Origin of the sequence: [Anoxybacillus] calidus (genome assembly GCF_013760845.1) — a bacterium.
In the GTDB taxonomy this organism is placed as follows: Bacteria; Bacillota; Bacilli; order Bacillales; family Anoxybacillaceae; genus Paranoxybacillus; species Paranoxybacillus calidus.
On the sequence record NZ_JACDUU010000007.1, the window covers coordinates 186,739 to 211,121 of the forward strand.

The following is a 24,383-nucleotide window of genomic DNA, read 5'->3' on the forward strand; positions in this document are numbered from 1 at the left end:
AATGTTAGTCAAACGAAATTTGCGTGCCATGTGTGTAATCGGCTTCGTTTCGCTTTAAGCCACCACGTGCTTCGATTTCTTCAATAATCTCGCGATGGATTGTTTGCCCTTCGGCATTTAAATATGGAGTGATTTGTTGGAATGAATGATGAAAAAAGGCAAGTTCGCTATCTTTCCATTCTGACTTTGGAATCATTGAGAGTTCTGTCATATCACGTCCAACGTACATGAGCTTTTTCCTCCTTTTTCCTATAGTTTGAAAAAGGAGAGATATATTTATACATAAAAAAGGAGAATGAAACATGAACAAAGAAAAAGTGGCAGTTGTAACAGGAAGTAGCCGTGGAATCGGCAAAGCCATTGCTCTTCGTTTAGCAGAAGAAGGGTATCATATCGTTGTAAACTATGCACGAAGCAAGGAGGCAGCGTTGCAAACAGCAAAAGAAATTGAAGCATTAGGGAGAAAAGCGCTTGTCATAAAAGCAAATGTAGGAAAAGTAGAAAAAATTAAGGAAATGTTCGCACAAATTGATGAGACATTTGGGCGAGTGGATGTTTTAATTAATAATGCTGCATCAGGTGTGCTTCGCCCAGCGATGGAATTAGAAGAGTCTCATTGGGATTGGACAATGGATATTAACAGTAAAGCATTGCTGTTTTGCGCTCAAGAAGCAGCTAAGCGAATGGAGAAAGTCGGCGGGGGGAAAATTGTCAGCATTAGCTCGCTCGGCTCTATTCGCTATTTAGAAAATTATACAGCTGTAGGTGTTTCCAAAGCAGCGCTTGAATCGTTGACACGTTATTTAGCCGTTGAGCTAGCACCAAAAAACATTTCTGTCAATGCTGTTTCTGGCGGTGCTGTTGATACGGATGCCTTGAAACATTTTCCAAACCGCGAGGAATTACTGGAAGATGCTATAGCGAAAACTCCTGCAGGACGAATGATCGAACCGAAAGACATTGTTCATACCGTGATGTTCCTTTTATCAGAAGAGGCAGAGATGATTCGTGGACAAACGATTATTGTTGATGGAGGAAGATCATTGCTTTTATAATTTTTTTGGATAGAGAAGTCACCTCCTGGGTACATTAAATTCCGTGGAGGTGATAACGATGGCTAATCAACCAAACAAAACAACAGCAGGTACGAACATTCAAGAAGTAAGACAACAAAATGCACAATCTGCACAAGCTGGTGCTGCAGGTCAGTTCGGTACAGAATTTGGAGCTGAAACAAACGTGCAAGAAGTAAAACAACAAAACGCACAAGCAGAAGCTCGCAAATCACAAAATTCAAGCAAATAACAAAAAAGCGGTACTCCTTTTTATTCGCAAGGAGTACCGCTTTTTTACATTTAGGACATGTGGGCGCACGCTGAGTCAGTTAAGCTACTTCAATAAACCTGCTTTATCTGGATTTTATTGCTTAATCAACCCATCTGTTCTCTCGACAAAATTTGCTATTGCTCTACATATGTAGTCAAAGGAAAAAAGATTTTCCTCCCGAATTTAATATATAGTCACATAGGTTGGGGGAGGAATTGATGGTGGAACAATTTGAGCGGCTTGTAAGCGAACAGTTAAAAACAATGGACCAACTTTTATTTCTTCAAGAAGAATTGGAGAGATGCCAAGCGATTGAAGAAGAGTTAATGAAGCTGCATAATAAGACGAAGTTGCGCTCCATTCAAGATGAAATAAATGCAATGAAAAAACAATTGCGGGAAATTCAACAAATATTTGAAAAGCAAACAGAAGAAGTGATTCAATCTTATCAACGTGCTCAACACAAAGCTTATGGGGCTGATCCGAAGTGTCTGATCTCATATGAAATCCAAAACATATAGTGTTCTCATCTAACGTTATATATGGTGGCTGTAGGGGATGACACTTTGCTTGAGTGTCAACCTCTTTTTTTAGTTATGATGAACGTTAGTCTAAGTCATTTGCGTGCTTGAAGTAGGAGACTTCTTTCGGAATGGTTTTAAATTGTGTATCGAACCGTTATAATAGTAAGAAAAGCGTCCAAATGAAAGTAGGGGAGAAATATGGTAGCTTATCCTATGGAAGGAGAAATCATTCAAATACATAGCTATAAACATAATGGTTCTATTCACCGCATATGGGAGGAAACAGTTGTACTTAAAGGGACGCAAAATTATATTATTGGTGCGAATGATCGTACGGTTGTGACAGAAGCCGATGGACGAACATGGATTACGAGAGAACCAGCGATTTGCTTTTTTCATTCGCGATATTGGTTTAACATTATCGGCATGATTCGCGACGATGGAGTGTATTATTATTGCAATATCAGCTCTCCGTTCGTATGGGACGAGGAAGCGTTAAAATATATTGACTACGATTTAGATTTAAAAGTATTTCCTGATATGACTTATATACTTCTTGATGAAGATGAATACGAGCGCCATCGTCAAGAAATGAATTATCCTACCGTTATTGATCGCATTTTAAAGAATCATGTTGAAAAATTAATCAGCTGGGTTCATCAACGAAAAGGTCCATTTGCTCCCGATTTTATTAATACGTGGTATAGAAAATTTTTAGCTTATCGAAAGTAAATAGGCAGATGAAGCAAAAAAGCCTGTTGCTGTACTTTACAACAGGTTTTTTATGCTTTTAGGGGGGGTTGTTCTGAACAATATATATCGTTATTTGCAATTCGTGCGTCCATATAAATGGCAGGTCATTGCTACCATTATGATCGGCATTATAAAATTTGTCATTCCGCTATTAATTCCGATGATGTTGAAGTATGTTGTTGATGATATTATTGGCAACAAGAAGTTGAGCGTCGATGAAAAGGTTGCACATTTATGGATGATTTTAGCGATTATGTTGTTGATTTTTGTTGTTGTGCGTCCTGTTGTTGAATATTATCGACAATATTTTGCGCAATGGACAGGAAGCAAAGTGTTATATGATATTCGCGATCAATTGTTTACCCATATGCAAAAGCTAAGTTTTCATTACTATGCCAATCATCGTGCTGGTGAGATTATTTCACGCGTCATCAATGATGTAGAGCAGACGAAAAATTTTGTGATTACAGGACTTATGAATCTTTGGCTCGATATGGCCACGATTGTAATTGCGATTGCGATTATGCTCACAATGGATGTGAAATTAACATTAATTTCTATTATTATCCTCCCTATCTATGCCATTTCAGTCAAATATTTTTTTGGTCGATTAAGAGGACTGACGAGAATCCGTTCTCAAGCGTTAGCTGAGCTTCAAGCGCATTTACATGAGCGGGTTCAAGGCATGCCTATTATTAAAAGTTTTGCGATTGAAGAGGATGAACAGCGTCAATTTGATAAGCAAAATCGAAATTTTTTAACAAAGGCTCTTGATCATACGAGTTGGAACGCAAAAGCTTTTTCGGTAGTAAATACGGTTACAGATATTGCACCAGTTATGGTGATTAGTTATGCGGGCTATGAAGTGGTACGTGGAAATTTAACGATTGGCACAATGGTTGCGTTTGTCGGCTATATTGAACGATTGTACAATCCGTTGCGCCGTCTTGTTAATTCTTCAACGACTTTAACGCAGTCGTTTGCTTCTATGGATCGTCTTTTTGAATTTATGGATGAAAAATATGATATTGAAGACAAGCAAGATGCAATCGAGTGTAAGAAGGTAGAAGGAAATATTGTATTTGAAAATGTTTCGTTTGCTTATGAACAGAATGAAGAGCCAGTTTTGCATAATATTTCGTTAAACATCAAAAAAGGGGAAACAGTTGCCTTTGTCGGTATGAGCGGTGGCGGAAAATCGACGTTAGTCAGTTTAATTCCGAGATTTTATGATGTGACAAGTGGTCGCATTCTGCTTGATGGGATCGATATTCGAGATTTTAAAGTGCGGAGCTTACGTGACAAGATTGGTATGGTATTTCAGGACAGCATATTATTTAGCGATTCGATAAAAGAAAATATTTTGCTCGGAAAGCCGAACGCAACTGATGAAGAGGTGATTGCTGCAGCAAAGGCTGCTAACGCTCATGAGTTTATCATGAATCTGCCAAATGGATATGATACGAAAGTCGGTGAGCGGGGAGTTAAGCTGTCGGGAGGACAAAAGCAAAGAATTGCGATAGCCCGTGTATTTTTAAAAAATCCGCCTTTATTAATTTTAGATGAAGCGACATCAGCACTTGATTTAGAAAGTGAACATTTCATTCAAGAAACGTTGGAACGTCTGGCAAAAAATCGCACAACGTTAATGGTGGCGCATCGTTTATCAACCATTACCCATGCCGACCGCATTGTGTTAATCGAAAACGGAAAAATTGTTGAAAGCGGCACACATGAAGAGTTGATGAATAAGAAGGGAAGTTATTACAAATTATTTATGATTCAACAAGTCAATCGAGCAGAAATGAAAGGGCAGCCTCATTAAGATAAGGCTGCCCTTTTCGTATGAAATATTTCTATTTTTGAAGAAAAAATTAGTTTTATTGAAATAATTTAATTTTTCTTAAAATTTTATATTGTATTATAATTATATGCGTGGCATAATTTTATGTAAAATAAGAGAATTATTTCAAAAATGTTGAAAATTATATAACACAAACGAGGGAGTGACTACATGAGTAAACATCCGGTGCTGGAAGTAAAAGGATTGAAGACTTCATTTTTTACCGATGATGGTGAGGTTCCTGCTGTTGATGAAATAGATTTTTATATTAACGAAGGGGAGATATTAGGAATTGTTGGAGAATCCGGATGCGGAAAAAGTGTAACTTCGCTCTCCATTATGGGGTTGTTGCCTAAAGGAATTGGAAAGATTGTCGGTGGTGAAATTTTATTTAAGGGAGAAAGTATTGTAAACGCTTCTGAAAAGCGGATGAAAGAGATTAGAGGAAAAGAAATTGCGATGATTTTCCAAGAGCCAATGACATCATTAAATCCGCTGTTTACCATTGGTAATCAAATGGTCGAAGCGATTCGCATACATAGCAAAATGAATAAAAAGCAGGCTCAAGAGCGTGCGATTGAAATGTTGAAACTTGTCGGGCTGCCACGCGCAAAAGAAATCATGAACGAATATCCCCATCAGTTATCCGGCGGAATGAGACAAAGGGTAATGATAGCGATGGCGATGGTTTGTAATCCTTCGCTGCTTATTGCCGATGAGCCAACAACCGCTCTAGACGTTACGATTCAAGCCCAAATTTTAAAACTAATGAAAGACTTAAACAAAAATTTTAATACAGCGATTATGATGATTACTCATGATTTAGGTGTCGTTGCAGAAGTATGTCATCGCGTTGTTGTCATGTATTCCGGAAAAATTGTCGAAGAAGGCGATGTATGCACGATTTTTAAAAGTCCGAAACATCCTTATACAATCGGTCTTATTCAATCCATTCCTGACATTCGCGAGAAGAAGGCACGTCTATATTCCATTCCGGGAAATGTGCCTAAACCTGGGTCGATTAGACAAGGGTGTCGTTTTGCTGCACGCTGTGAGCATGCCTTTGAACGGTGTTTTAAAGAAAATCCAGGGTTATATGAAACAGGTGAACAAGGACATAAAGTTCGTTGTTTCTTGCATCAAAGAGAGGAGGAAATGAATGTTGAGCGAACCGTTGCTGCAGGTGAAAGAACTTAAAAAATACTTTCCAATTACAGGTGGAATTTTTGGCAAAAAAATTGGCGAGGTAAAAGCGGTTGATAACATATCTTTCACTGTATATAAAGGAGAAACATTAGGACTTGTAGGCGAAAGTGGCTGCGGTAAGTCAACAACTGGAAGAATGCTGCTTCGTCTTATCGAACCAACGGAAGGTTCGATTGTGTTTGAAAATAAAGAGATTACAAGTTTATCAAAGTTAGAGTTACGAAAAATGCGCAGAGAAATGCAAATGGTATTTCAAGATCCGTTTGCTTCATTAAATCCGCGCCATACAGTTGAAAAAATTTTAGAAGAGCCGCTCATTGTTCATGGAATCGGCTCAAAACAGGAAAGAAAAAAGCGTGTGCAAGAGATGCTTGAGGTCGTTGGATTAAGCAGTTATCATGCGAAACGTTATCCGCACCAGTTCAGCGGTGGACAGCGTCAGCGTATCGGCATTGCCCGTGCCCTTATGACGCATCCGAAACTGATTATTGCCGATGAACCAGTTTCCGCGCTGGATGTGTCGATTCAAGCTCAAGTATTGAATCTTTTGGAAGATTTACAGAAAGAATTTGGCTTAACTTATATTTTTATTGCTCACGATTTAGGGGTTGTTCGTCATATTAGTGACCGCATCGGTGTAATGTATTTAGGTAGACTTGTAGAATTAGCCGACAGCGACAAATTATGTGAAAATCCAAAACATCCATACACAAAAGCATTGTTGTCTGCTGTTCCGATTCCAGACCCAGAGTATAAACAGGATAAACAGTTATTGTCAGGCGATTTGCCAAGCCCTTCAAATCCGCCGAAGGGGTGTGCTTTTCATACTCGATGCAGCGCATGTATGGAGATTTGTAAAACAACGCGTCCTGAATTTAAAGAAATTGAACAAGGGCATTATGTTGCCTGTCACCTTTATCCATAAGGTGAAAGGTAACTAAATATACAAATATATAAAGGGGGAAGAAAAATGAGAAGAAAATCATTTCTTACCATGCTTGTTTTCCTATTCATTCTCTCGACAATCCTTGTCGGCTGTGGGAAATCTGAGAAAACAAGCGGTGAAAAAACTGGTGGAAAAGGAGATACCGCACAAGATACGCTCGTATATGGCCGCGGCGGTGATTCTGTATCTCTAGACCCTGCTGTTGTAACAGACGGCGAGTCTTTAAAAGTGACTAAGAACATTTTTGACACATTATTAGACTACAATGACGGTGATACAAGCGTCCAACCTGCCTTAGCAACAAAGTGGGAAGTTTCTCCGGATGGGTTGACGTACACATTTAAACTTCGCCAAGGCGTAAAGTTCCATGACGGAACAGATTTTAATGCAGAAGCGGTTGTTTTCAACTTTGAACGTTGGGCAAATGGCAATGCTGATACATTCCCATACTATGGATCCATGTTTGGTGGATATAAAAATGATGAAAGTCATGTAATCAAAGAAGTGAAAGCATTGGATGAATACACCGTTCAATTTGTGTTAAAACGTCCACAAGCACCATTCTTAAAAAATATCGCGATGACGCCGTTTGCGATTGCAAGTCCGGCTGCTGTGAAAAAGTATGGCGATAAGTTTGGAGAAAATCCAGTTGGTACAGGTCCATTTGTGTTTAAAGAATGGAAGCGCAACGAACGTATTGTGCTTGAGAAAAATGAAAATTATTGGCTAGAAGGATATCCAAAGTTAAATCAATTAATCTTTGTTTCTATTCCTGATAACTCTGCACGCTTAAATGCATTATTAAAAGGCGAGATTGATTTGATGGAAGATTTAAATCCTTCCGATCTTAATCAGCTTGAAGGAAATAAAGATTTCCGAATTTTCAAGCGACCATCAATGAACGTTGGTTATGTTGGTTTAACAACAACAAGAGGTCCATTGAAAAACAAATTAGTTCGTCAAGCGTTAAACTACGCAGTTGACAAAAAAGCAATCATCGATGCGTTCTACTCTGGCCAGGCAGAACCGGCGAAAAACCCAATGCCGCCAAGCATTCCAGGCTATAACGATGCGATTGAAGATTATCCATTCGATTTAGAAAAAGCAAAACAGCTTCTTGCAGAAGCAGGGTATCCAAATGGATTTGAAATGGAACTATGGGCCATGCCTGTCCCAAGACCGTATATGCCAGATGGACAAAAAGTGGCTGAAGCGATTCAAGCAAATTTTGAAAAAATCGGTGTCAAAGCGAAAATCGTTTCTTATGAATGGGCAACTTACCTAGACAAAGCAGCAAAAGGGGAAGCGGATGCGTTCTTGCTCGGATGGACAGGAGATAACGGCGACGCTGATAACTTCTTATATGCATTATTAGATAAGGACAGCATTGGCAGCAACAACTATACGTACTATTCCAATGATGAGCTTCACAAAATTTTAGTCGAAGCGCAAACAGTAAGCGATGAGAATAAACGTAATGAACTTTACAAAAAAGCACAAGAAATTATTAAAGAAGATGCACCATGGATTCCGCTTGTACACTCAACACCATTGCTAGCTGGAAAAGCAAATATTGAAGGATTCAATCCGCATCCAACTGGTTCTGATAAATTTACAAAAGTGGAATTTAAATAATGAAGTGTTGAGGGAGGGGAGTGCATCCTCTCCTTTTTTAGGTAGATGATCCCCCCCTTTGGTTTGTTCTTGCATACATGCTACTCTAGAATGTTTTCACAGTAAAAGACTAGGAAGGAGTGAGAAGGGATGTTTGCATATTCAATTCGGAGAATTTTTATGGTTATTCCTGTACTTTTAGGAATGTCGATTATTGTCTTTTTTATGATTCGCGCCATTCCAGGGAATCCAGCGCAAGTGATTTTGGGACAAAAGGCAACGAAAGAAGCGGTTGAAGCATTAACTCATAAATTAGGTTTAGACCAGCCATGGTACGTTCAATATTTTAAATACTTAGGTGGATTATTAACAGGCGATTTAGGGGAGTCGATCCGAACCGGAGCGTCCATTACAGAGGAAATTTGGCCATATTTAGCAGCGACATTGGAGTTATCGCTTGCTGCGATGCTAATTGCAATCGTAATTGGTGTTAATGCTGGGATTATAAGCGCGTGGTTTCAAAATTCCTGGTTTGATTATGTGGCGATGGTATTAGCGTTAATTGGCGTATCGATGCCGATTTTTTGGCTTGGATTAATGGAGCAGTGGATTTTTGCGATTAATTTAGATTTATTGCCGACATCTGGGAGAGAGGAAGTGCGAAATCCTGTTACTCCAATTACCCATCTTTATTTAATTGATACATTACTGCAAGGGAATACAGAGCAATTTGTGCAAGTATTGCAGCATTTAGTGCTGCCGAGTGTTGCGCTGGCGACCATTCCGATGGCGATTATTGCTCGGATTACCCGCTCTAGCATGCTTGAAGTGATGAAATCCGATTATATTCGTACAGCAAGAGCAAAGGGACTTAGCATGTTTTGGGTCGTGTATAAACATTCTTTAAAAAATGCCACTATTCCCGTGCTTACAGTCATTGGGTTACAGATGGGATTATTGTTGGGAGGAGCCATTTTAACAGAAACCATTTTTAGCTGGCCGGGAATTGGCCGTTATATTTACGAGGCCATTGGATACCGTGATTATCCGGTCATTCAGTCAGGGATTTTAGTAGTGGCAACGATTTTTATATTGATTAACTTACTTGTTGATCTGCTTTATGCTGCAATTGACCCGCGCATTAAATATAACTAAATTCGTAAAAAGGAGGGAAAAGGATGGCTGAACTCGCTCGTAATGGAACGCCGGTACAAAATGAGAAAGTAAAAGAAGAATCTGTTTCGCTTTGGAAGGAAGGATGGCGCAGTTTTAAGAAAAATAAAATGGCTTTAGTCGGGACAGGAATTGTTTTATTTTTTATTTTATTAGCAGTGTTTGCTCCGGTGATTGCACCATACGAAATTAATGACCAAAATTTATCGATGCGTCTTAAGGCACCATCGAGCGAACATGTATTTGGTACGGATGATTTTGGGCGTGATATTTTCTCCCGTGTGATTTATGGTGCAAGAATTTCCCTATGGGTTGGATTTTTCTCAGTATTGGGCTCTGTTATTGTTGGTTCTTTACTTGGGATTATTGCTGGTTATTACGGTCGATGGATTGATGGAATGATTTCGCGTATTTTTGATATTATGCTAGCGTTTCCGAGTATTCTGCTGGCAATCGGTATTGTCGCTGTGCTAGGACCATCGTTAAAAAACGCGTTGATTGCTATTGCTATTATTAATATTCCAAACTTTGGCCGCCTCATTCGTTCTAGGGTTTTAAGTATTAAACAGGAAGAATATATTATGGCTGCCAAAGCAATTGGTATGAGTGATGCACGTATTTTATTCCATCATATTTTACCGAACAGCATGGCACCGATTATTGTCCAAGGAACATTGGCAATTGCAACAGCCATCATTGAAGCGGCAGCACTTGGATTCCTTGGGCTGGGGGCACAGCCCCCAAACCCGGAGTGGGGAAAGATGCTTGCCGATTCAAAAGATTATTTAACACAGGCTCCATGGACAATGGTTTTTCCAGGATTAGCGATTATGCTAACGGTGCTCGGATTTAACTTGATGGGGGATGGATTGCGCGATGCTTTAGACCCGCGTATGAAAAACTAAAGCGGCTGACCATTTTAGGTCAGCCGCTTTTCTGTAACTTTAAGAAAATATCGGTCGAGCAAAGAACGATTTTTTGTTCAAATCTCGGTCTCCCTTCAATTTTTTCATGACAAGAATGCTTTTTACACTTCCTGCTCGCTCATTTCGAAGGATTGTTCATCTTTATGATAATTTTTGAAGCTGTCAATCAGCGTGTCTAAATGCTCTAACTGTTCGCTATATTCGATAATGATACCAACAAGAGGGAATAAGTGGTAATTATCCGCTTCTTTGCATCTTTTCAAGTAATGGTTATTAAACGCCTCAACAAGCCATTTTCTACTGTTGCATGCTTCGGTGGCAATTTCCGAATCTGGGTGACATTTAATTTTGCCGATAAATTTTAATAAAATTTGTTCATGGTAGTTAAGCAAACAATCTAGTTCTGAGCGAATAGCTTGCTGAAACTCCATTGGCATATGCTGAAGTTCATTTTCTAGCCGATGAAGTAGTTTCAAAGTTTCCAACGCGCGATTGGTTGTTGTAATCATTTGTCTATATAAAACGAGCTTTCTTGACTTTCCATATTTATTTTTTGGGAAGTAGTCCCTTTCTTCTTTGTACATTAAATAAAGCTGATCAAGCTTTATCATGTTTTCTTTAAATTTTTCAATCTCCTCTTTTAAGAGATGATGTTCAGAGACATGTCTTATGTTCATGCGAATCCATTTCAAAATGTTTTCTGTGTTGTCGACGATTTTGTAGTAAAGTTTTTTTTCATATTTAGGCGGAATAAATACAAGGTTCACAAAGAATGCTGCCAATATACCTAACAGAATGGTTGAGAAGCGGATAAGAGCAAACTGGATAAACCCGTCGCCGGTATATTCCATAATGGCAATAACCGTTACAAGCGCTACAGGAATGGTAGATTCCAAACGTAATTTTAGGAAAAGAGCAATGACTAAAATGGCCGTTAAACCGACAAAAAACGGATCATGACCGAATATAAGAACGATGATGACGGCAAAAAAAGCACCAATGATGTTAGCCTGGAGTTGTTCAACAAGGGATAAATACGTGCGGTAAATGGTAGGCTGCATCGCAAATACAGCAGAAATGCCAGCGAATACTGGCGATGGTAAATCAAGCAGCTTCGCTAAAAAAAGCGCTAAAGTAATGGCAATTCCCGTTTTAAAGACGCGGGCACCGAGTTTCATCGCAATTCAAATTCCTTTCCTTTTAGCATAAAATTTTTCATAAACAATTTAGTAATATACATTGTTTAATAAAGGATATCAAGGGGGAAAAGAAAAATGAGACTATCTCATCTATATGGAGATAGCCTCATTTTTCTTTGTATTTAACGCTGTAATTTTCGATTATTCCGTAGATACAGACGGATCAGCTTGTTCTTTTGTTGGAATGACTTGGAAGAAGTGTTCTTCTGGTTGTTCAAGTAACGGTCTTAGTGATTCAGCTTCTTCGTATTGCTCATGTTCTACTAACAATTCAATATATTTAGAAAGCAATTCTTGTACATCGGCTTTACCTTTTGTTGACAATTTTTCAATACTTACTTTTGCACCTTTCGCGATACGGCGTTCAAGAGCAGCTTTTGTTAATCCCATTTCTGGCTGGTGACGCAAGTAGACAACTCCGCCTGTCATACCAGCGCAAATCCATGGTCCTGGGTCACCAAGGACAAGACCGCGTCCGTTTGTCATATATTCAAAGGCAAATCCTTTAATATTCGCGCGGGCGCCAATGTTGCCACATTCCTTTTCTGGAATAGGTGTTGTCACTTGACCGCCAATAATCATATCTGCTCCTGAGAGACGAATTCCAGCGCGGGCATCAGCGTTTCCTTGAACGACTAACAAACCTTTTTGTGCTCCGTAACCGAAACCTTTTCCGACAGAGCCGTTGTAGAAATTGCCATCTTTTCCTTTAGATTTAAAAATAAGGATACTTCCGCCCAATGCGGTTTTACCGGTACCGTCCTGCGCGCCACCGTCAACATGAATATGAATGCCGTAGCTATTGTATGCTCCAAGTCCATTACCTGGAATTGAGCCTTCTTTATAACGTAATGTGACGTTTGGCAGTTTTTTGTAAGAGCCATCTAAGCGCCCGCGTACGCGGTGGCAGGAAACACGGCTGCCGAGAACACGTTGTTCTGAAGTAACTGTTGTAAACTCGCGTGAACGATGTAAATCTTCTACATGATAGTCAAGATATTCAGCACCTGCTGCAACGAGTAATTGATAGCCTTCAACGCTTGCTGCTACTTCTTTTTGTGCAAATTGTTCTACTTCGAGAACTTCAAGCAAGTTTTCTAAATTCATTTGCTCTAAACCTCTTGCTTGTTCCAACAAATCAGAGCGGCCAACGAGATCTTGCAATCGTTCATAGCCGAGTGCGGCGGTTAAAGCTTTGAGCTCGTTTCCGAATGCCGTAAACAAGTTCATTAATCCTTGAACAGCCGAATCAAATTGACGTGGGACGAAGCGACGTAATCCATGTTCTTTTGCCTGCGCTTCTGATTCAATTTGTGTAGCGATACCGACATGGCAAGTGTCTAAATGACAGCCACGACATGTTGTACAGCCGATGGCAATCATAGAAAGGGTACCGAAGCCGATTCGGTTCGCTCCAAGCAACATTACTTTAATCACGTCAAGTGCGCTTTTAATGCCGCCATCTGCCCAAATTTCGACTTTATTCCGTAATCCAGCTTCTAATAAAGCATTGTGCGCTGCTTTTACACCGATTTCTACCGGAAGCCCAACGTGCTGCAATGCATGAATGCGTGCTGCTCCTGTTCCGCCATCGAAGCCGCTGAGTGTAATAATATCAGCTCCCGCTTTTGCAATGCCGACAGCAATGGTTCCGATATTTGGAACAACAGGGACTTTTACGGCTACTTTAGCTTTATCGTTTGCTGTTTTTAACTCAGCAATCATTTGTGCTAAATCTTCAATGGAATAAATGTCATGGTTATTTGATGGTGAAATTAAGTCAGAGCCGATTGTCGCGTTACGTGCTTCAGCAATTTTTGCCGTTACTTTTGAGCCAGGAAGGTGACCGCCTTCACCTGGTTTTGCTCCTTGCCCGATTTTAATTTCTAAAAGATTGGAAGAATTGAGTAACTCGGCATTGACACCGAATCGACCGGAAGCGATTTGTTGTCCTCGTGTTCGAGGATATTTTCCAAGCATGTCTTTGATTTCGCCGCCTTCACCGTTCAAGCTAACCATATTTAAACGGTCAGCTGCTTCGGCGTAAGCACGGAAGGCGATTTCGTTTTGTGAGCCGAAAGACATCGAGGCAATCACAAACGGCAAGCTGTGCTCGCCGACGCTAATATCGACTTTGTCGACTGGAACAGCTTTTTTTGCTTTCTTTAAATCTAATAAATGACGAATGGTCGTCGGCGTTTGTGTTTCTAATTCGGTTAATTTTTCACGGTAGTTGTCATATGACCCTGTTTGTGCGACTTCACCGATTGCTTTCCAAATACGTGGGAACACATGGAATGTTTTACCCGGCTTTGCATTTTCGTTCGCAAAGTCTTTTGCACGGGCAATTGCATCTTCTTTAAGTGCAGTAAAATCGTATTTTAAAGAATCGGAACCAAAGAAGTTAACGATGTTTAAAACTTCGGCAATTTCATCATGTAAGCCAATCGATGAGAAGAGACGGCTATATCCTCTTAGTTCATGAATACCGATCGTTGAAATCACTTTTTCCAAGCCTTTATTTAAGGCGTTGAATAAGTTCATAACAGGAGTAATCGATTCATCAGCTACCGTTGCAAACATTAAATAAGGACTGATTACATTAGCTCCTAAACCATAAGCAACGATAAAGTCATGTAGCGAGCGAATCGCACCGGAGCGAAGCAAGAGTGAACAGTTGCGGCGCAATCCAGTTTCCACCAAAGCTTTATCAATGGCAGAAGTGACCAACAATGGATCAATCCACAACTTTCCGTTTTGATGAGCGTCTGCATCATCGAGAATGAGAAGTGTTTTTCCATCACGAACCGCTTCGCATGCTTCATCAGAAAGACGTTTTAGTGCATCTGGTAGCGTTTCGTCAGCTGTGAATGTTGCTGAGAGGAAATATGTTAATTTTTGTGATTGAAACGCATGAACAATTTGGTCGTATGAAGGTTGGCCTAACGGTTCTGAACAGTCGTAGCCTAATTTTCCTTCGATAAGAATCGGTGAAACAAGCTCCATCACAAATGTTTTTTCCACATTTTCCAATAAAGACGGACGCTTCCCAACAACTGTTCGAGTTGAAAAATGTTCTGTTTCGCGATCGCGGTCGATAGCTGGATTTGTTACAACAGCGACGCTTTCTTTAATAAAATCAGCAAGATTTTTGCGATTAGGATCAATTGCGGCAAGCGGTGCATCATGCCCTAATGAACGAATCGGCTCTGCTCCTTTTTCTGCCATTTGCTCGAGAAGCTGAATATGTTCGCGGTCCCAGCCGAATGCAGCATACTGTCCATTGCTTACTTTTGCTGGCGAAGACACAGTAACGTATTTTTCTAAGCGTGGTGGGTTTAAGCGATTGCGGTAATTCGTGATATCGAACCGTTTTGAAAAACGTTTATACACTTCTTCTTGAAATTGAGCGTATTCAAATACTTGGATAAAGCCTGAGTCTGCCCATTTTAAGCCAATTTTTTCTCCCGGGGCAAGCGGTTTTGGTTCGCCTGTATATTCGTTTGATGGGATAATGCCAGGCTCAGATGAAAAAAGGAAACGTTCTTCTGTTTCAAGCTTCCAAAGAGGACGCAAGCCAAGGGCATCAACGCTAAATACTGCTTCATCACCGTAGCGTGAAATGATGCCAGCAGGTCCTTGAGCGAAATGTCCCCATGCTTCGCGAATGTACGTATATAAATCTTGAAGATGCTCCGGATAAGCTCTAATTTCATTTACAATTGGCGGGAACAAAATATCGACTGCTTCAAATAAACTGTAGCCGTGTCGAGAAATAAGCGTGTCGATCGTACGGCTTAAATCTTGTGAATCACTTCCGCCATTTGTTAATGGAACGTCAATCATTTTCGCTTCATCGCGAAGTTTAGCAATCGTATTAATTTCACCGTTATGGCCCAGCACGCTAAACGGTTGAACACGGAAGAAGTTTGAAAGAGTATTTGTTGAGTAACGATTATGTCCTAATGTCATTGTTGAAGCGACAAGGGGATTTGCTAAATCATGGTAATATTTTGGTAAAATATCGCCCGCTCCCATGACTTTATAAACAACATAAAAATTGCTTAACGAAGCGACATGAACATTTTCGTCTTGTTCGATATCAATGACTAATTCAAATAAACGTTTTGCTAGATTTGCTGAATCAGCAGGTAAAAGCGCGACCTGCCAAAACAGAGGTTCTTGCTGCAACGCAATCGGACCTAACGCGCTCGAAGAAGTGACACGATCAGATTCATAGATAAGGGAAAGTCCATATTGTTTGAAGAGAGACTTTATTTGTTCTTTTTTATTTGTTACATTCGTTGTTTTATTAATAAAGATATGTCCAACTGTAAAGTCATCGCGGTTTGCTATTTCTGGATTTTGTCCTGCATTCGCAAGTTTTTCCATCCAAAGTGTTTTTGGAATATCGATGTGAACACCCACTCCATCGCCTTCACCGTTAATAAAGCCGGCACGATGATTCATTTTTACAAGCGCATCAATACATGTCATAATATTCTCTCTTGTAGGAGTGCGACGTTTTTCAATGGCAGATACAATTCCACATGCATCATGTTCTGCGTGATGGAAATCTTTAAATAAACTTGGATTCCACTGTTGTTTCATGCAATCGGCTTTAAAGTGGGAAATGTATCTCAAGATGGAGACCCACTTTTTTGCCTTTCACCTCCTGCAATCAATCTATAGTAATTAGGTTCATATTGGTTTTATAAAAATTATTAACAAACTAAATTTTCGGAATTTATAGTTTATGTTATCACGTTAAAGAGGTGAAATCAATTATTTATTCATTTTTTTGGTTGTTATATTCATTTTTCAGAAAAATACATAAAATGGTTTGTAAACGTTTTCAATATATTTAAAATAAAAGCGGAGAGTTGAACCTCTCCGCACAAAAAATCAAAAATGTATATTTATTCATTTTTTAGTATTTTAAATGCGTTTTCAACCGCTTTTAATGTATATTGAATGTCCTCTTCTGTATGAGCAATGGTGATAAACCACGCTTCGTATTTAGAAGGAGCGAGGTTGATTCCTTGCTTTAACATTAGCTTAAAGAATTTGGCAAACATTTCACCGTCTATCCGCTCAGCTTGTTCGTAATTTTCTACTTTTTCTGTTGTGAAGTAGACGGTTAACGCTCCTTTTAAACGATTGATGGTGATTGGGATGTCATACGTTTTTGCATGGGCTAAAATTCCTTCTTCAAGCATGGCGCCGAGGCGATCAAGATATTCGTACACTCCTTCTTGCTGAAGCACTTCTAAGCAAGCAATGCCCGCAAGGATAGAAGCTGGATTTCCTGCCATTGTTCCTGCTTGATAAGCAGGGCCGAGTGGAGCGACTTGCTCCATAATCTCTTTACGACCACCGTATGCGCCAATTGGTAAACCTCCGCCGATGATTTTACCAAGAGCCGTTAAGTCTGGCTCAATCCCTAATAAATTCTGTGCTCCACCGTACATAAAGCGGAATGCTGTAATAACCTCGTCGTAAATCACAAGAGCACCGGCTTGATGAGTGAGTTCATTTATAGTTTCAAGAAAACCAGGCTTTGGTTCAACGATGCCGAAATTTCCGACAATCGGTTCAACAAGCACGGCTGCGACTTGGTCTCCCCATGTTTCAATTGCTTGTTTAAATGAATCAATATCATTAAACGGAACAGTAATAACTTCTTGAGCAATGCTTTTTGGAACGCCGGCAGAGTCAGGAGTCCCTAGTGTAGAAGGACCAGAACCAGCAGCGACAAGTACAAGGTCAGAATGTCCGTGATAGCAGCCGGCAAATTTAATAATTTTATCGCGGCCCGTATAGGCGCGTGCCACGCGAATCGTTGTCATGACTGCTTCTGTTCCTGAGTTGACGAAACGAACTTTTTCCAATGAAGGAATGGCTTCCTTCAACATTTTTGCAAATGTAATTTCATGAGGGGTAGGCGTTCCGTATAGCACACCGTTTTCTGCAGCGCGTTGAATCGCTTTCGTAATGTGTGGATGGGCATGTCCTGTAATAATTGGTCCATATGCTGCTAGGTAGTCGATGTATTTATTTCCATCTACGTCCCAAAAGTAAGCACCTTTCGCGCGTTCCATTACGACGGGAGCGCCGCCGCCGACCGCTTTATAAGAGCGGGATGGACTGTTGACGCCGCCAACGATATGTTCCAATGCTTCTTTATATAGCTGTTCTGATTTTGTAAAATTCATATCGAAAAGCCTCCTAAGCGAGTTTCTATGACGACTTCTATTCTAACATATTTAGTTAAGCGTACAATTTGTTTCGTATTTCTACTTTAGATAAACTATTCTTTGTCCTGTTCTAATTGTCCGTATTTTTGTCTTTACACCGATGCTAGAAGTACGGATTGTTCAACTCGCGCCAGTAGAGGGGCATCTTTACTGAAGAAGTTTCACTTTATCGTGTTGTGATGGAGGTTTTGAGATATGGCAAATGCAATCGAAGTAGAACAACTGCGAAAGGAGTTTAAATCATATTCAAGTCGTTCAGGTCTCATGGGGGCATTTCGTGATCTATTTACGAGAAACTATAAAATCATTCGTGCTGTTAACGACATTTCTTTTACCGTCAAACAAGGAGAAATGGTCGGTTACATCGGTGAAAACGGGGCAGGGAAGTCAACGACGATTAAAATGTTGACAGGCATTTTGACGCCGACTTCAGGAAAAATTATTGTGAATGGAATGAATCCGCATAAAGAGCGGGAAAAATTTGTGCAAACGATCGGCGTTGTTTTTGGACAGCGTTCACAATTATGGTGGGATATTGCTGTGCAGGAGTCGTTCCGTCTGCTGAAAAAAGTGTATCGAGTATCTGATCAAGCTTATAAAGAACATATGGAACATGTCATCGAAACGCTTGATATTGGTCCGTTGTTAGATAAGCCTGTTCGTAAATTGTCACTTGGACAGCGAATGCGTTGTGAGTTAGCTGCTGCGCTTATTCATAATCCGCCGCTTTTATTTTTGGATGAGCCGACAATCGGTTTAGATGTGCTCGTTAAATTAAAGATCCGTAAATTTTTAAAAGAAATTAATGAAAAATATAATACAACGATTTTGCTAACAACACATGATATTTCGGATATTGAGGCATTATGTGAACGCGTCATTATGCTTGATGAGGGAAAAATTATTTACGACGGTTCGTTGCAGGAATTAAAGACGAACTGGGGAGAAGGAAAACAAATTCAGTTTCAGTTTGCTCAAGAAGTAATTCAAGAGGAATTAAACATATTGACCGCTGATTTAAAGGTGCAATGGCAAGCAGGAGAGAGAGTGAATGTTTGGACAGCTTATGTATTACCAACGGATGTGTCTGATGTAATTGGCCGTGTTGTCGCAAAATATGAGATGAAAGATATTAATATTAACGAGATTTCGACGGAAGAAATCATTCGCAACATCTATGAAGAAGGTGCTGTACATGGCTAAATACATCGAAATGATTCGCATTCGTTTTTTAATGATGCTTGCATATCGCACGAATTATTACAGCGGCATTTTAATTTACAGCATTAACATTGGTGCTTACTATTTTTTATGGTCCGCTATTTATGGGGACAAGCCCTCTATACAAGGAATGTCGGTATTACAGATGACAACATATGTAGCCGTTGCATGGATGGCGCGCGCCTTTTATTTTAATAACATCGATCGTGAAATCGCCATGGAAATTAAAGAAGGAAAAGTGGCAACAGAGCTTATCAGACCTTACAGTTATTTAGGAATGAAAACAATGCAAGGCTTAGGCGAGGGAATTTTTCGTCTGCTTTTCCTTTCTTTTCCCGGTATGGTCATTGTCAGTTTGCTTTTTCCGCTCGAGCTGACGACAGATATAAGCACGTGGGGATATTTTGCTGTTTCGATTATTTTGAGTTTTATTATTAATTCTGAGCTTAATTTAATAGCCGGTATTATTACGTTTTTTACGCTTAATAATGAAGGATTGTTGCGTGCAAAACGTTTTGTGATTGACTTGTTTTCCGGTTTAATTTTGCCGATAAGTTTTTATCCAGATTGGGCGCAAGAGATGATGAAATACTTTCCGTTTCAAGGAATCAGCTATATTCCAAGTATGATTTTTACTGAAAGTTTTCAAGGACAACAGATTATCGATGGGTTAATGTTCCAACTCATGTGGAGCTTGATTTTGCTCATCCCGATTCAGCTGTTGTGGAGAGCAGCGAAAAAACAGCTTGTCATTCAGGGAGGATGAGTATATGTTTTACGTCTCTGTATTTTTTCAATACATGTCACAATATTTAAAAACGAAATTGCAATATCGAACGGATTTGTTGGTGGAATTTTTCTCTGATCTGATGTTTCAGGCGGTAAACTTAATCTTTATTCTCGTGGTGTTTGGGCATACGCAAGTATTAAATGGATGGACTCGTGATGAAATTATTTTTATTTACGGATTTTTCTTAGTGCCGTTTGCGGTATTTGGAGCATTTTTTAATATTTGGGATTTTAATGAACGATATATTGTGCGTGGAGAAATGGATCGTGTATTGACACGACCTGTGCATAGCTTGTTTCAAATCGTTCTTGAGCGGATGGAGCTTGAGTCGCTTCTTGGAGCGATTACGGGAATCATTATTATGATTTACGCAGGCTCGCGCCTAGACTTGGTTTTTCATTGGTATGATATCTTTATTTTTATCCTTTTTGTTCTTGGTGGAACGCTTGTTTATGCAGGAATTTTCATTTCGCTGGCGACAATCAGCTTTTGGTCGGATGCGCGAAGTTCGATTATGCCGATGATGTACAATATCGGCAACTACGGCCGCTATCCGATTGATATTTATAACCGTGTGATTCGTTATATTTTAACGTGGATATTGCCATTTGCCTTTGTTGGTGTTTATCCTTCGGCCTATTTCCTCGGGAAAAAAGAATGGTACGGTTATGCGTTTTTAACACCGATAATGGGACTCATCTTTTTTACGATTGCTGTTTTCTTATGGAACGCAGGAGTAAAGCGGTATCGTGGAGCAGGGAACTAAGAAGGACAGGAATATCATTTTCCTGTCCTTTTACATTACTTTTGCAATTTTTTTAATGTAAAGAGGGAGAATATAAAAAATTTGTTTTATCTGTTTGAACACTTGGAATAGAGAGTTTTTTTGTGGCATCTCTGCCAATTTATTATAGTCGGTTACGCTTATCAGCATAGGATTTTCCAACGTATAGTCGGTATATTGGTTTTCGGTTTTGTTTGGGCTATGAACGAAAGTCAGCTGAACTCGGTGACTAGAAAAAATGAATGTGTTTTCGTTTGTATGATAGCGAACGATGGAACAGAAGAGTGGCACTTTTGAATATCTGTTCTCCATTCCTCGTATATATGTATGGACATGTACGGGGGGATGAAAATGGAGTATATTTGGTTAATTGTGATTTTCACTGTTTTATTTATGAGTATAAAATCAATATGGACCATTCATCAAAAGCCGGACCGCTATGTTTCGTTAGAAAATTTGTTAGTTTTATTAACTCTTTATCTGACAGTGTTGATTGGTTTCGGCCTTGTTTATACAGTATTACAAATAAATGGTTATGAAGTTTTATTAATAAAAGGAAAAGTAGCTGGTGGAGATTTTTTCGAATTGCTTCAAGACAGTTTGTATTTCAGTGCAACTACCTTAGTGACAGTCGGTTACGGTGATATCATTCCCATCGGGATTGGAAGGTGGCTTGCAGCGATGGAAGGATTGTTAGGTTATGTTTTGCCGGCTACTTTGATTGTGCGCACAGTCATCGATTTTGAGAAAGATAAAAGTTGCATATGATGATTCTTTTCGCTACGCTAAAAATAATAAATATTACGGAGGGAAGAAGGATGTCACTGCAAATTGGACAACTTGCTCCGGATTTTGAATTACCGGCAAGCAACGGAAAAACAGTGAGGTTATCCGATTTTAGAGGAAAAAATGTAGTGTTATATTTTTATCCGAAAGATATGACGCCTGGCTGTACAACAGAAGCGTGTGATTTTCGCGATTATCATCAACAGTTTGCTGATTTAAATGCGGTCATTTTGGGGGTCAGCACTGATTCAGTCGAACGGCATAAAAAGTTTATTGAAAAATACAATTTACCGTTTTTACTGTTGGCTGATGAAGAGCATAAAGCAGCGGAAAAGTATGGCGTGTGGAAACTAAAGAAAAACTTTGGGAAAGAGTATATGGGAATTGAACGTTCTACGTTTGTTATTGATAAAGAGGGAAGGTTAGCAAAAGAGTGGCGGAAAGTAAAGGTAAAAGGTCATGTTGAAGAAGCATTAGCCTATATCGCAGAACATTTACAACAATAATTTTTAGAAACTAGGTAGACGTCTATACAAAAAAAAGAAGAGGAGAGTATGTTAATAGTGTAGGGCATACCTCCTCAGATGTTAGCGATTTGGAGGCTGTCTCAAAAAAAGGGCCAAATCCTGCAACCACAATCGATGTATATCATGTTTGATAGCCACATGATATATTGTGAATGGTTCGTGAGGTCAGCCCCTTATGAGATAGCCTCGTTTTTTTATGTGTAAAATATGGAACAAACTCATATATTAATAATAGATTGACAAAATATCCATATACCTTGTAGACTATTTATAAATATTATAAAATAATAATTCTTTTAGAAGAAAGTGAGGTGCATGACGGTGTCTGATAATTTTCAATTAAAGGAAGCGCTTGATACGTTGAAAAAAACAGGAGTACGTATTACTCCGCAACGTCATGCGATACTTGAATACTTAATTAGTTCTATGTCACATCCAACGGCAGATGAAATATATAAAGCCTTAGAGGGAAAATTTCCGAATATGAGCGTAGCGACTGTATATAATAATTTGCGCGTTTTTAAAGAGGTTGGACTAGTAAAAGAATTGACATATGGCGATTCGTCAAGCCGTTTTGATTTTGTCACTTCCGACCATTATCACATTATTTGTGAAGAGTGTGGTAAGATTGTTGATTTTCACTATCCTGGATTAGATGAGGTTGAGGATTTAGCTGCGCATGTTACAGGTTTTAAAGTAAGCCACCATAGAATGGAGATTTATGGTGTGTGTTCAGATTGTCAAAAAGAATATCGACAGCATTAAAATAGAGGCTGACCCGAAAGCGAGTGTCAGACCCCACAACCATAATATATAGTACATAACGTTAGATAAGAGCACTATATATTACGGATTTCGCGTGAGGTCAGACGCTTTTAGGTCAGCCCCTTTTCTTTTTTTGTTTTCGATTATATTTTTCGTCGAACTCTTTGCCGGCTAAGTCAGGATCTAGCGTCAACGGTTCATTGCAGTACATACACATATCTACCCGTCCAAGCATTTTTGTGATTTTATTGCAAGAAGGACAAACAACTTGAACCGTTTTTGTAGATAGCATCCCAATCCAGAAATAAACAACTGTACTTGCAATAATAAAAAGCAAACCTAAAATCATAAACAATGTCATAACGAACATAGAGCTGCGGAAGAATATACCTATATACATAACGACAAAGCCAACGAAAATTAAACTTAGAGCAAATGTGCGAATTTTGTTGATTTTACTTGAATATTTTAGTCCCATCTTATTCCCTCCTGAAAATAACTATATCACAAAGTGTAAACATTAAGTTGTATTTTGAACAAATATACAAAATAAATTTTTTATCGTCTCCTGGAAAAAGGAGTTTTGCAATTTTTGTCGAATTGTATATCGGCAATTATGAAAATGGAGGAACGACCATGGAGGATTTAGTGCGGCCCATTTATCAAGAGAGAGCTAGTCATCGGAATACATTAGGGATTTTAATGATTGAAAAAAAACTCAATAACTCGGCCATCGCTGATACATTTGACCTTGTTTTATTTGTTATTGTTAAAGATGCTGAACAACCTGTTTTTATTAAACATTACGTTTCGAATGAACAAAAAGCCGCTCTGTATGTAGTTGACGAAAAAAAATTAAATGAATGGATTCTTCTAGGTTCCAATCGAAAAGTGATTGACTGGGTTTTAAATGGAAAAGTTTTGTTCGATCGCAATGAATATGTTCATGCCTTACGCAAGAGGCTTCTTGAATTTCCACAAGAAATCCGTCAGTTAAAAATGGGGATTGAGTTTGCTAAGTTAATTCGAAGATATACGGATGGAAAAGTATTTTTTGAAACAAAACAATTGTTGGATGCATACAATCATATTGTTCATGCTCTTCATCATCTAGCGAGACTTGCTGTCATTGAGCAAGGTTTTTATCCTGAAGTAACCGTATGGAATCAAGTGAAACAAATTGACCCACAAATTTATAAATTATATGAGGAATTGATTGAAAGTGAAGAAACGCTAGACAAAAGGCTAGAGCTTTTATTTTTAGCAAGTGAATTTTTAATTCATTCACGGATAGCGTCAGGAACGGCTCATTTATTAAAAGTATTAGGAGAAAAAAAGGAAGCTTGGACAATAGGAGAAATTACAGAGCATCCAGATCTTAAAGTCTATTCTATAGATATTGTCATTATGCTTGAGTATTTAGTGGAAAGAAATGTGTTATTAATTGAGGAAGTGCCAACAAAAGGACAAGGAATTTATCATAGATATTATGTTGTGAAAAAAAATTAAAAAAATGTATTGACTAGTTTTTTAGTAAATGATATATTATAAACCGTCGCTGCGGAAATGGTTTCCGCAGCTGATTAAAAATTCAAAAAAGGGCTTGACAATAAAAAGTCCTGATGATAACATAAGAAAGTCGCTAATTAATGTTCTTTGAAAACTGAACAAAACGAAGCGTCCACGTCAATTTGCTAGGTATATAACTTTATTGGAGAGTTTGATCCTGGCTCAGGACGAACG

General features: G+C 39.0%; 22 protein-coding genes. 17 read left to right on the plus strand and 5 right to left on the minus strand.

The features are described from left to right. Nucleotides 1–4: 4 nt before the first annotated feature. Nucleotides 5–229 carry a cytosolic protein gene (locus tag HNQ85_RS14225; protein ID WP_181538381.1) on the minus strand — a complete coding sequence of 75 codons (225 nt, stop codon included), beginning with the start codon at nucleotides 227–229 and terminating at the stop codon, nucleotides 5–7. A gap of 73 nt (nucleotides 230–302) precedes the next feature. On the opposite strand from HNQ85_RS14225, the gene fabL reads away from it, so the two are divergent. The 10 genes from fabL to nikC all read left to right on the plus strand — a co-directional run bounded on the left by fabL (nucleotide 303) and on the right by nikC (nucleotide 10,290). Next, the gene (fabL, locus tag HNQ85_RS14230) at nucleotides 303–1,055 is read left to right on the plus strand and encodes an enoyl-[acyl-carrier-protein] reductase FabL (protein WP_181538382.1); all 753 of its coding nucleotides are present in this window, start codon (nucleotides 303–305) and stop codon (nucleotides 1,053–1,055) included. A gap of 58 nt (nucleotides 1,056–1,113) precedes the next feature. Continuing rightward, nucleotides 1,114–1,305 carry a gamma-type small acid-soluble spore protein gene (locus HNQ85_RS14235; RefSeq protein WP_181538383.1) on the plus strand — a complete coding sequence of 64 codons (192 nt, stop codon included), beginning with the start codon at nucleotides 1,114–1,116 and terminating at the stop codon, nucleotides 1,303–1,305. A 242-nt stretch (nucleotides 1,306–1,547) separates the two neighbouring features. Then, nucleotides 1,548–1,847 carry a YgaB family protein gene (locus tag HNQ85_RS14240; protein ID WP_181538410.1) on the plus strand — a complete coding sequence of 100 codons (300 nt, stop codon included), beginning with the start codon at nucleotides 1,548–1,550 and terminating at the stop codon, nucleotides 1,845–1,847. A 201-nt stretch (nucleotides 1,848–2,048) separates the two neighbouring features. After that, nucleotides 2,049–2,582, plus strand: coding sequence for a nucleoside tri-diphosphate phosphatase (ntdP, locus tag HNQ85_RS14245; protein WP_181538384.1), 534 nt, complete (start codon nucleotides 2,049–2,051; stop codon nucleotides 2,580–2,582). A gap of 73 nt (nucleotides 2,583–2,655) precedes the next feature. Then, nucleotides 2,656–4,428, plus strand: coding sequence for an ABC transporter ATP-binding protein (locus HNQ85_RS14250; RefSeq protein ID WP_281363473.1), 1,773 nt, complete (start codon nucleotides 2,656–2,658; stop codon nucleotides 4,426–4,428). A gap of 189 nt (nucleotides 4,429–4,617) precedes the next feature. Further along, entirely contained in the window at nucleotides 4,618–5,643 is a 1,026-nt protein-coding gene (locus HNQ85_RS14255) for an ABC transporter ATP-binding protein (RefSeq protein WP_181538386.1), read from the plus strand. Then, nucleotides 5,609–6,577 carry an ABC transporter ATP-binding protein gene (locus HNQ85_RS14260; protein WP_181538411.1) on the plus strand — a complete coding sequence of 323 codons (969 nt, stop codon included), beginning with the start codon at nucleotides 5,609–5,611 and terminating at the stop codon, nucleotides 6,575–6,577. Before HNQ85_RS14255 ends, HNQ85_RS14260 begins: the two co-directional genes overlap by 35 nt. Nucleotides 6,578–6,622: 45 nt before the next feature. Further along, on the plus strand, nucleotides 6,623–8,233 hold the full coding sequence (locus tag HNQ85_RS14265; protein ID WP_181538387.1) for an ABC transporter substrate-binding protein: 1,611 nt from the start codon (nucleotides 6,623–6,625) through the stop codon (nucleotides 8,231–8,233). 129 nt (nucleotides 8,234–8,362) lie between these two features. Then, nucleotides 8,363–9,367 (plus strand): ABC transporter permease, encoded by a 1,005-nt coding sequence (locus HNQ85_RS14270; RefSeq protein ID WP_181538388.1) that lies wholly within the window; start codon nucleotides 8,363–8,365, stop codon nucleotides 9,365–9,367. A gap of 23 nt (nucleotides 9,368–9,390) precedes the next feature. After that, entirely contained in the window at nucleotides 9,391–10,290 is a 900-nt protein-coding gene (nikC, locus tag HNQ85_RS14275; RefSeq protein ID WP_181538389.1) for a nickel transporter permease, read from the plus strand. A 122-nt stretch (nucleotides 10,291–10,412) separates the two neighbouring features. Here the strand turns inward: nikC and HNQ85_RS14280 are convergent, their stop codons facing one another. From HNQ85_RS14280 to HNQ85_RS14290, 3 genes are all read right to left on the minus strand, one after another. Beyond that, on the minus strand, nucleotides 10,413–11,489 hold the full coding sequence (locus HNQ85_RS14280; protein WP_181538390.1) for an FUSC family protein: 1,077 nt from the start codon (nucleotides 11,487–11,489) through the stop codon (nucleotides 10,413–10,415). A 162-nt stretch (nucleotides 11,490–11,651) separates the two neighbouring features. Continuing rightward, the gene (locus HNQ85_RS14285) at nucleotides 11,652–16,121 is read right to left on the minus strand and encodes a glutamate synthase-related protein (RefSeq protein WP_181538412.1); all 4,470 of its coding nucleotides are present in this window, start codon (nucleotides 16,119–16,121) and stop codon (nucleotides 11,652–11,654) included. A gap of 308 nt (nucleotides 16,122–16,429) precedes the next feature. After that, nucleotides 16,430–17,725, minus strand: coding sequence for a glutamate-1-semialdehyde 2,1-aminomutase (locus tag HNQ85_RS14290; protein WP_181538391.1), 1,296 nt, complete (start codon nucleotides 17,723–17,725; stop codon nucleotides 16,430–16,432). Between the two features lie 237 nt (nucleotides 17,726–17,962). On the opposite strand from HNQ85_RS14290, the gene HNQ85_RS14295 reads away from it, so the two are divergent. The 6 genes from HNQ85_RS14295 (at nucleotide 17,963) to perR (ending at nucleotide 22,640) form a co-directional block, all read left to right on the plus strand. Then, a complete protein-coding gene (locus HNQ85_RS14295) occupies nucleotides 17,963–18,970 on the plus strand; it encodes an ABC transporter ATP-binding protein (RefSeq protein ID WP_181538392.1) in 1,008 nt (335 codons plus the stop codon). Next, nucleotides 18,963–19,754: an ABC transporter permease gene (locus tag HNQ85_RS14300; RefSeq protein ID WP_181538393.1), complete on the plus strand. Its 792-nt coding sequence runs from the start codon at nucleotides 18,963–18,965 to the stop codon at nucleotides 19,752–19,754. Before HNQ85_RS14295 ends, HNQ85_RS14300 begins: the two co-directional genes overlap by 8 nt. Before the next feature lie 4 nt (nucleotides 19,755–19,758). After that, nucleotides 19,759–20,544, plus strand: a complete 786-nt coding sequence (locus HNQ85_RS14305; protein WP_181538394.1) for an ABC transporter permease — start codon at nucleotides 19,759–19,761, stop codon at nucleotides 20,542–20,544. A 369-nt stretch (nucleotides 20,545–20,913) separates the two neighbouring features. Beyond that, nucleotides 20,914–21,330: a potassium channel family protein gene (locus HNQ85_RS14310; RefSeq protein WP_181538395.1), complete on the plus strand. Its 417-nt coding sequence runs from the start codon at nucleotides 20,914–20,916 to the stop codon at nucleotides 21,328–21,330. Between the two features lie 50 nt (nucleotides 21,331–21,380). Continuing rightward, nucleotides 21,381–21,854, plus strand: a complete 474-nt coding sequence (gene bcp, locus HNQ85_RS14315; RefSeq protein WP_181538396.1) for a thioredoxin-dependent thiol peroxidase — start codon at nucleotides 21,381–21,383, stop codon at nucleotides 21,852–21,854. Nucleotides 21,855–22,190: 336 nt separating this feature from the next. Continuing rightward, entirely contained in the window at nucleotides 22,191–22,640 is a 450-nt protein-coding gene (gene perR / locus HNQ85_RS14320) for a peroxide-responsive transcriptional repressor PerR (protein WP_181538397.1), read from the plus strand. 115 nt (nucleotides 22,641–22,755) lie between these two features. On the opposite strand, the gene HNQ85_RS14325 is transcribed toward perR, so the two are convergent. Continuing rightward, nucleotides 22,756–23,118 (minus strand): YgzB family protein, encoded by a 363-nt coding sequence (locus tag HNQ85_RS14325; RefSeq protein WP_181538398.1) that lies wholly within the window; start codon nucleotides 23,116–23,118, stop codon nucleotides 22,756–22,758. 158 nt (nucleotides 23,119–23,276) lie between these two features. Between HNQ85_RS14325 and HNQ85_RS14330 the strand changes: the two genes are divergently transcribed. After that, nucleotides 23,277–24,149, plus strand: coding sequence for a nucleotidyltransferase-like protein (locus tag HNQ85_RS14330; protein ID WP_181538399.1), 873 nt, complete (start codon nucleotides 23,277–23,279; stop codon nucleotides 24,147–24,149). Nucleotides 24,150–24,383: the final 234 nt, after the last annotated feature.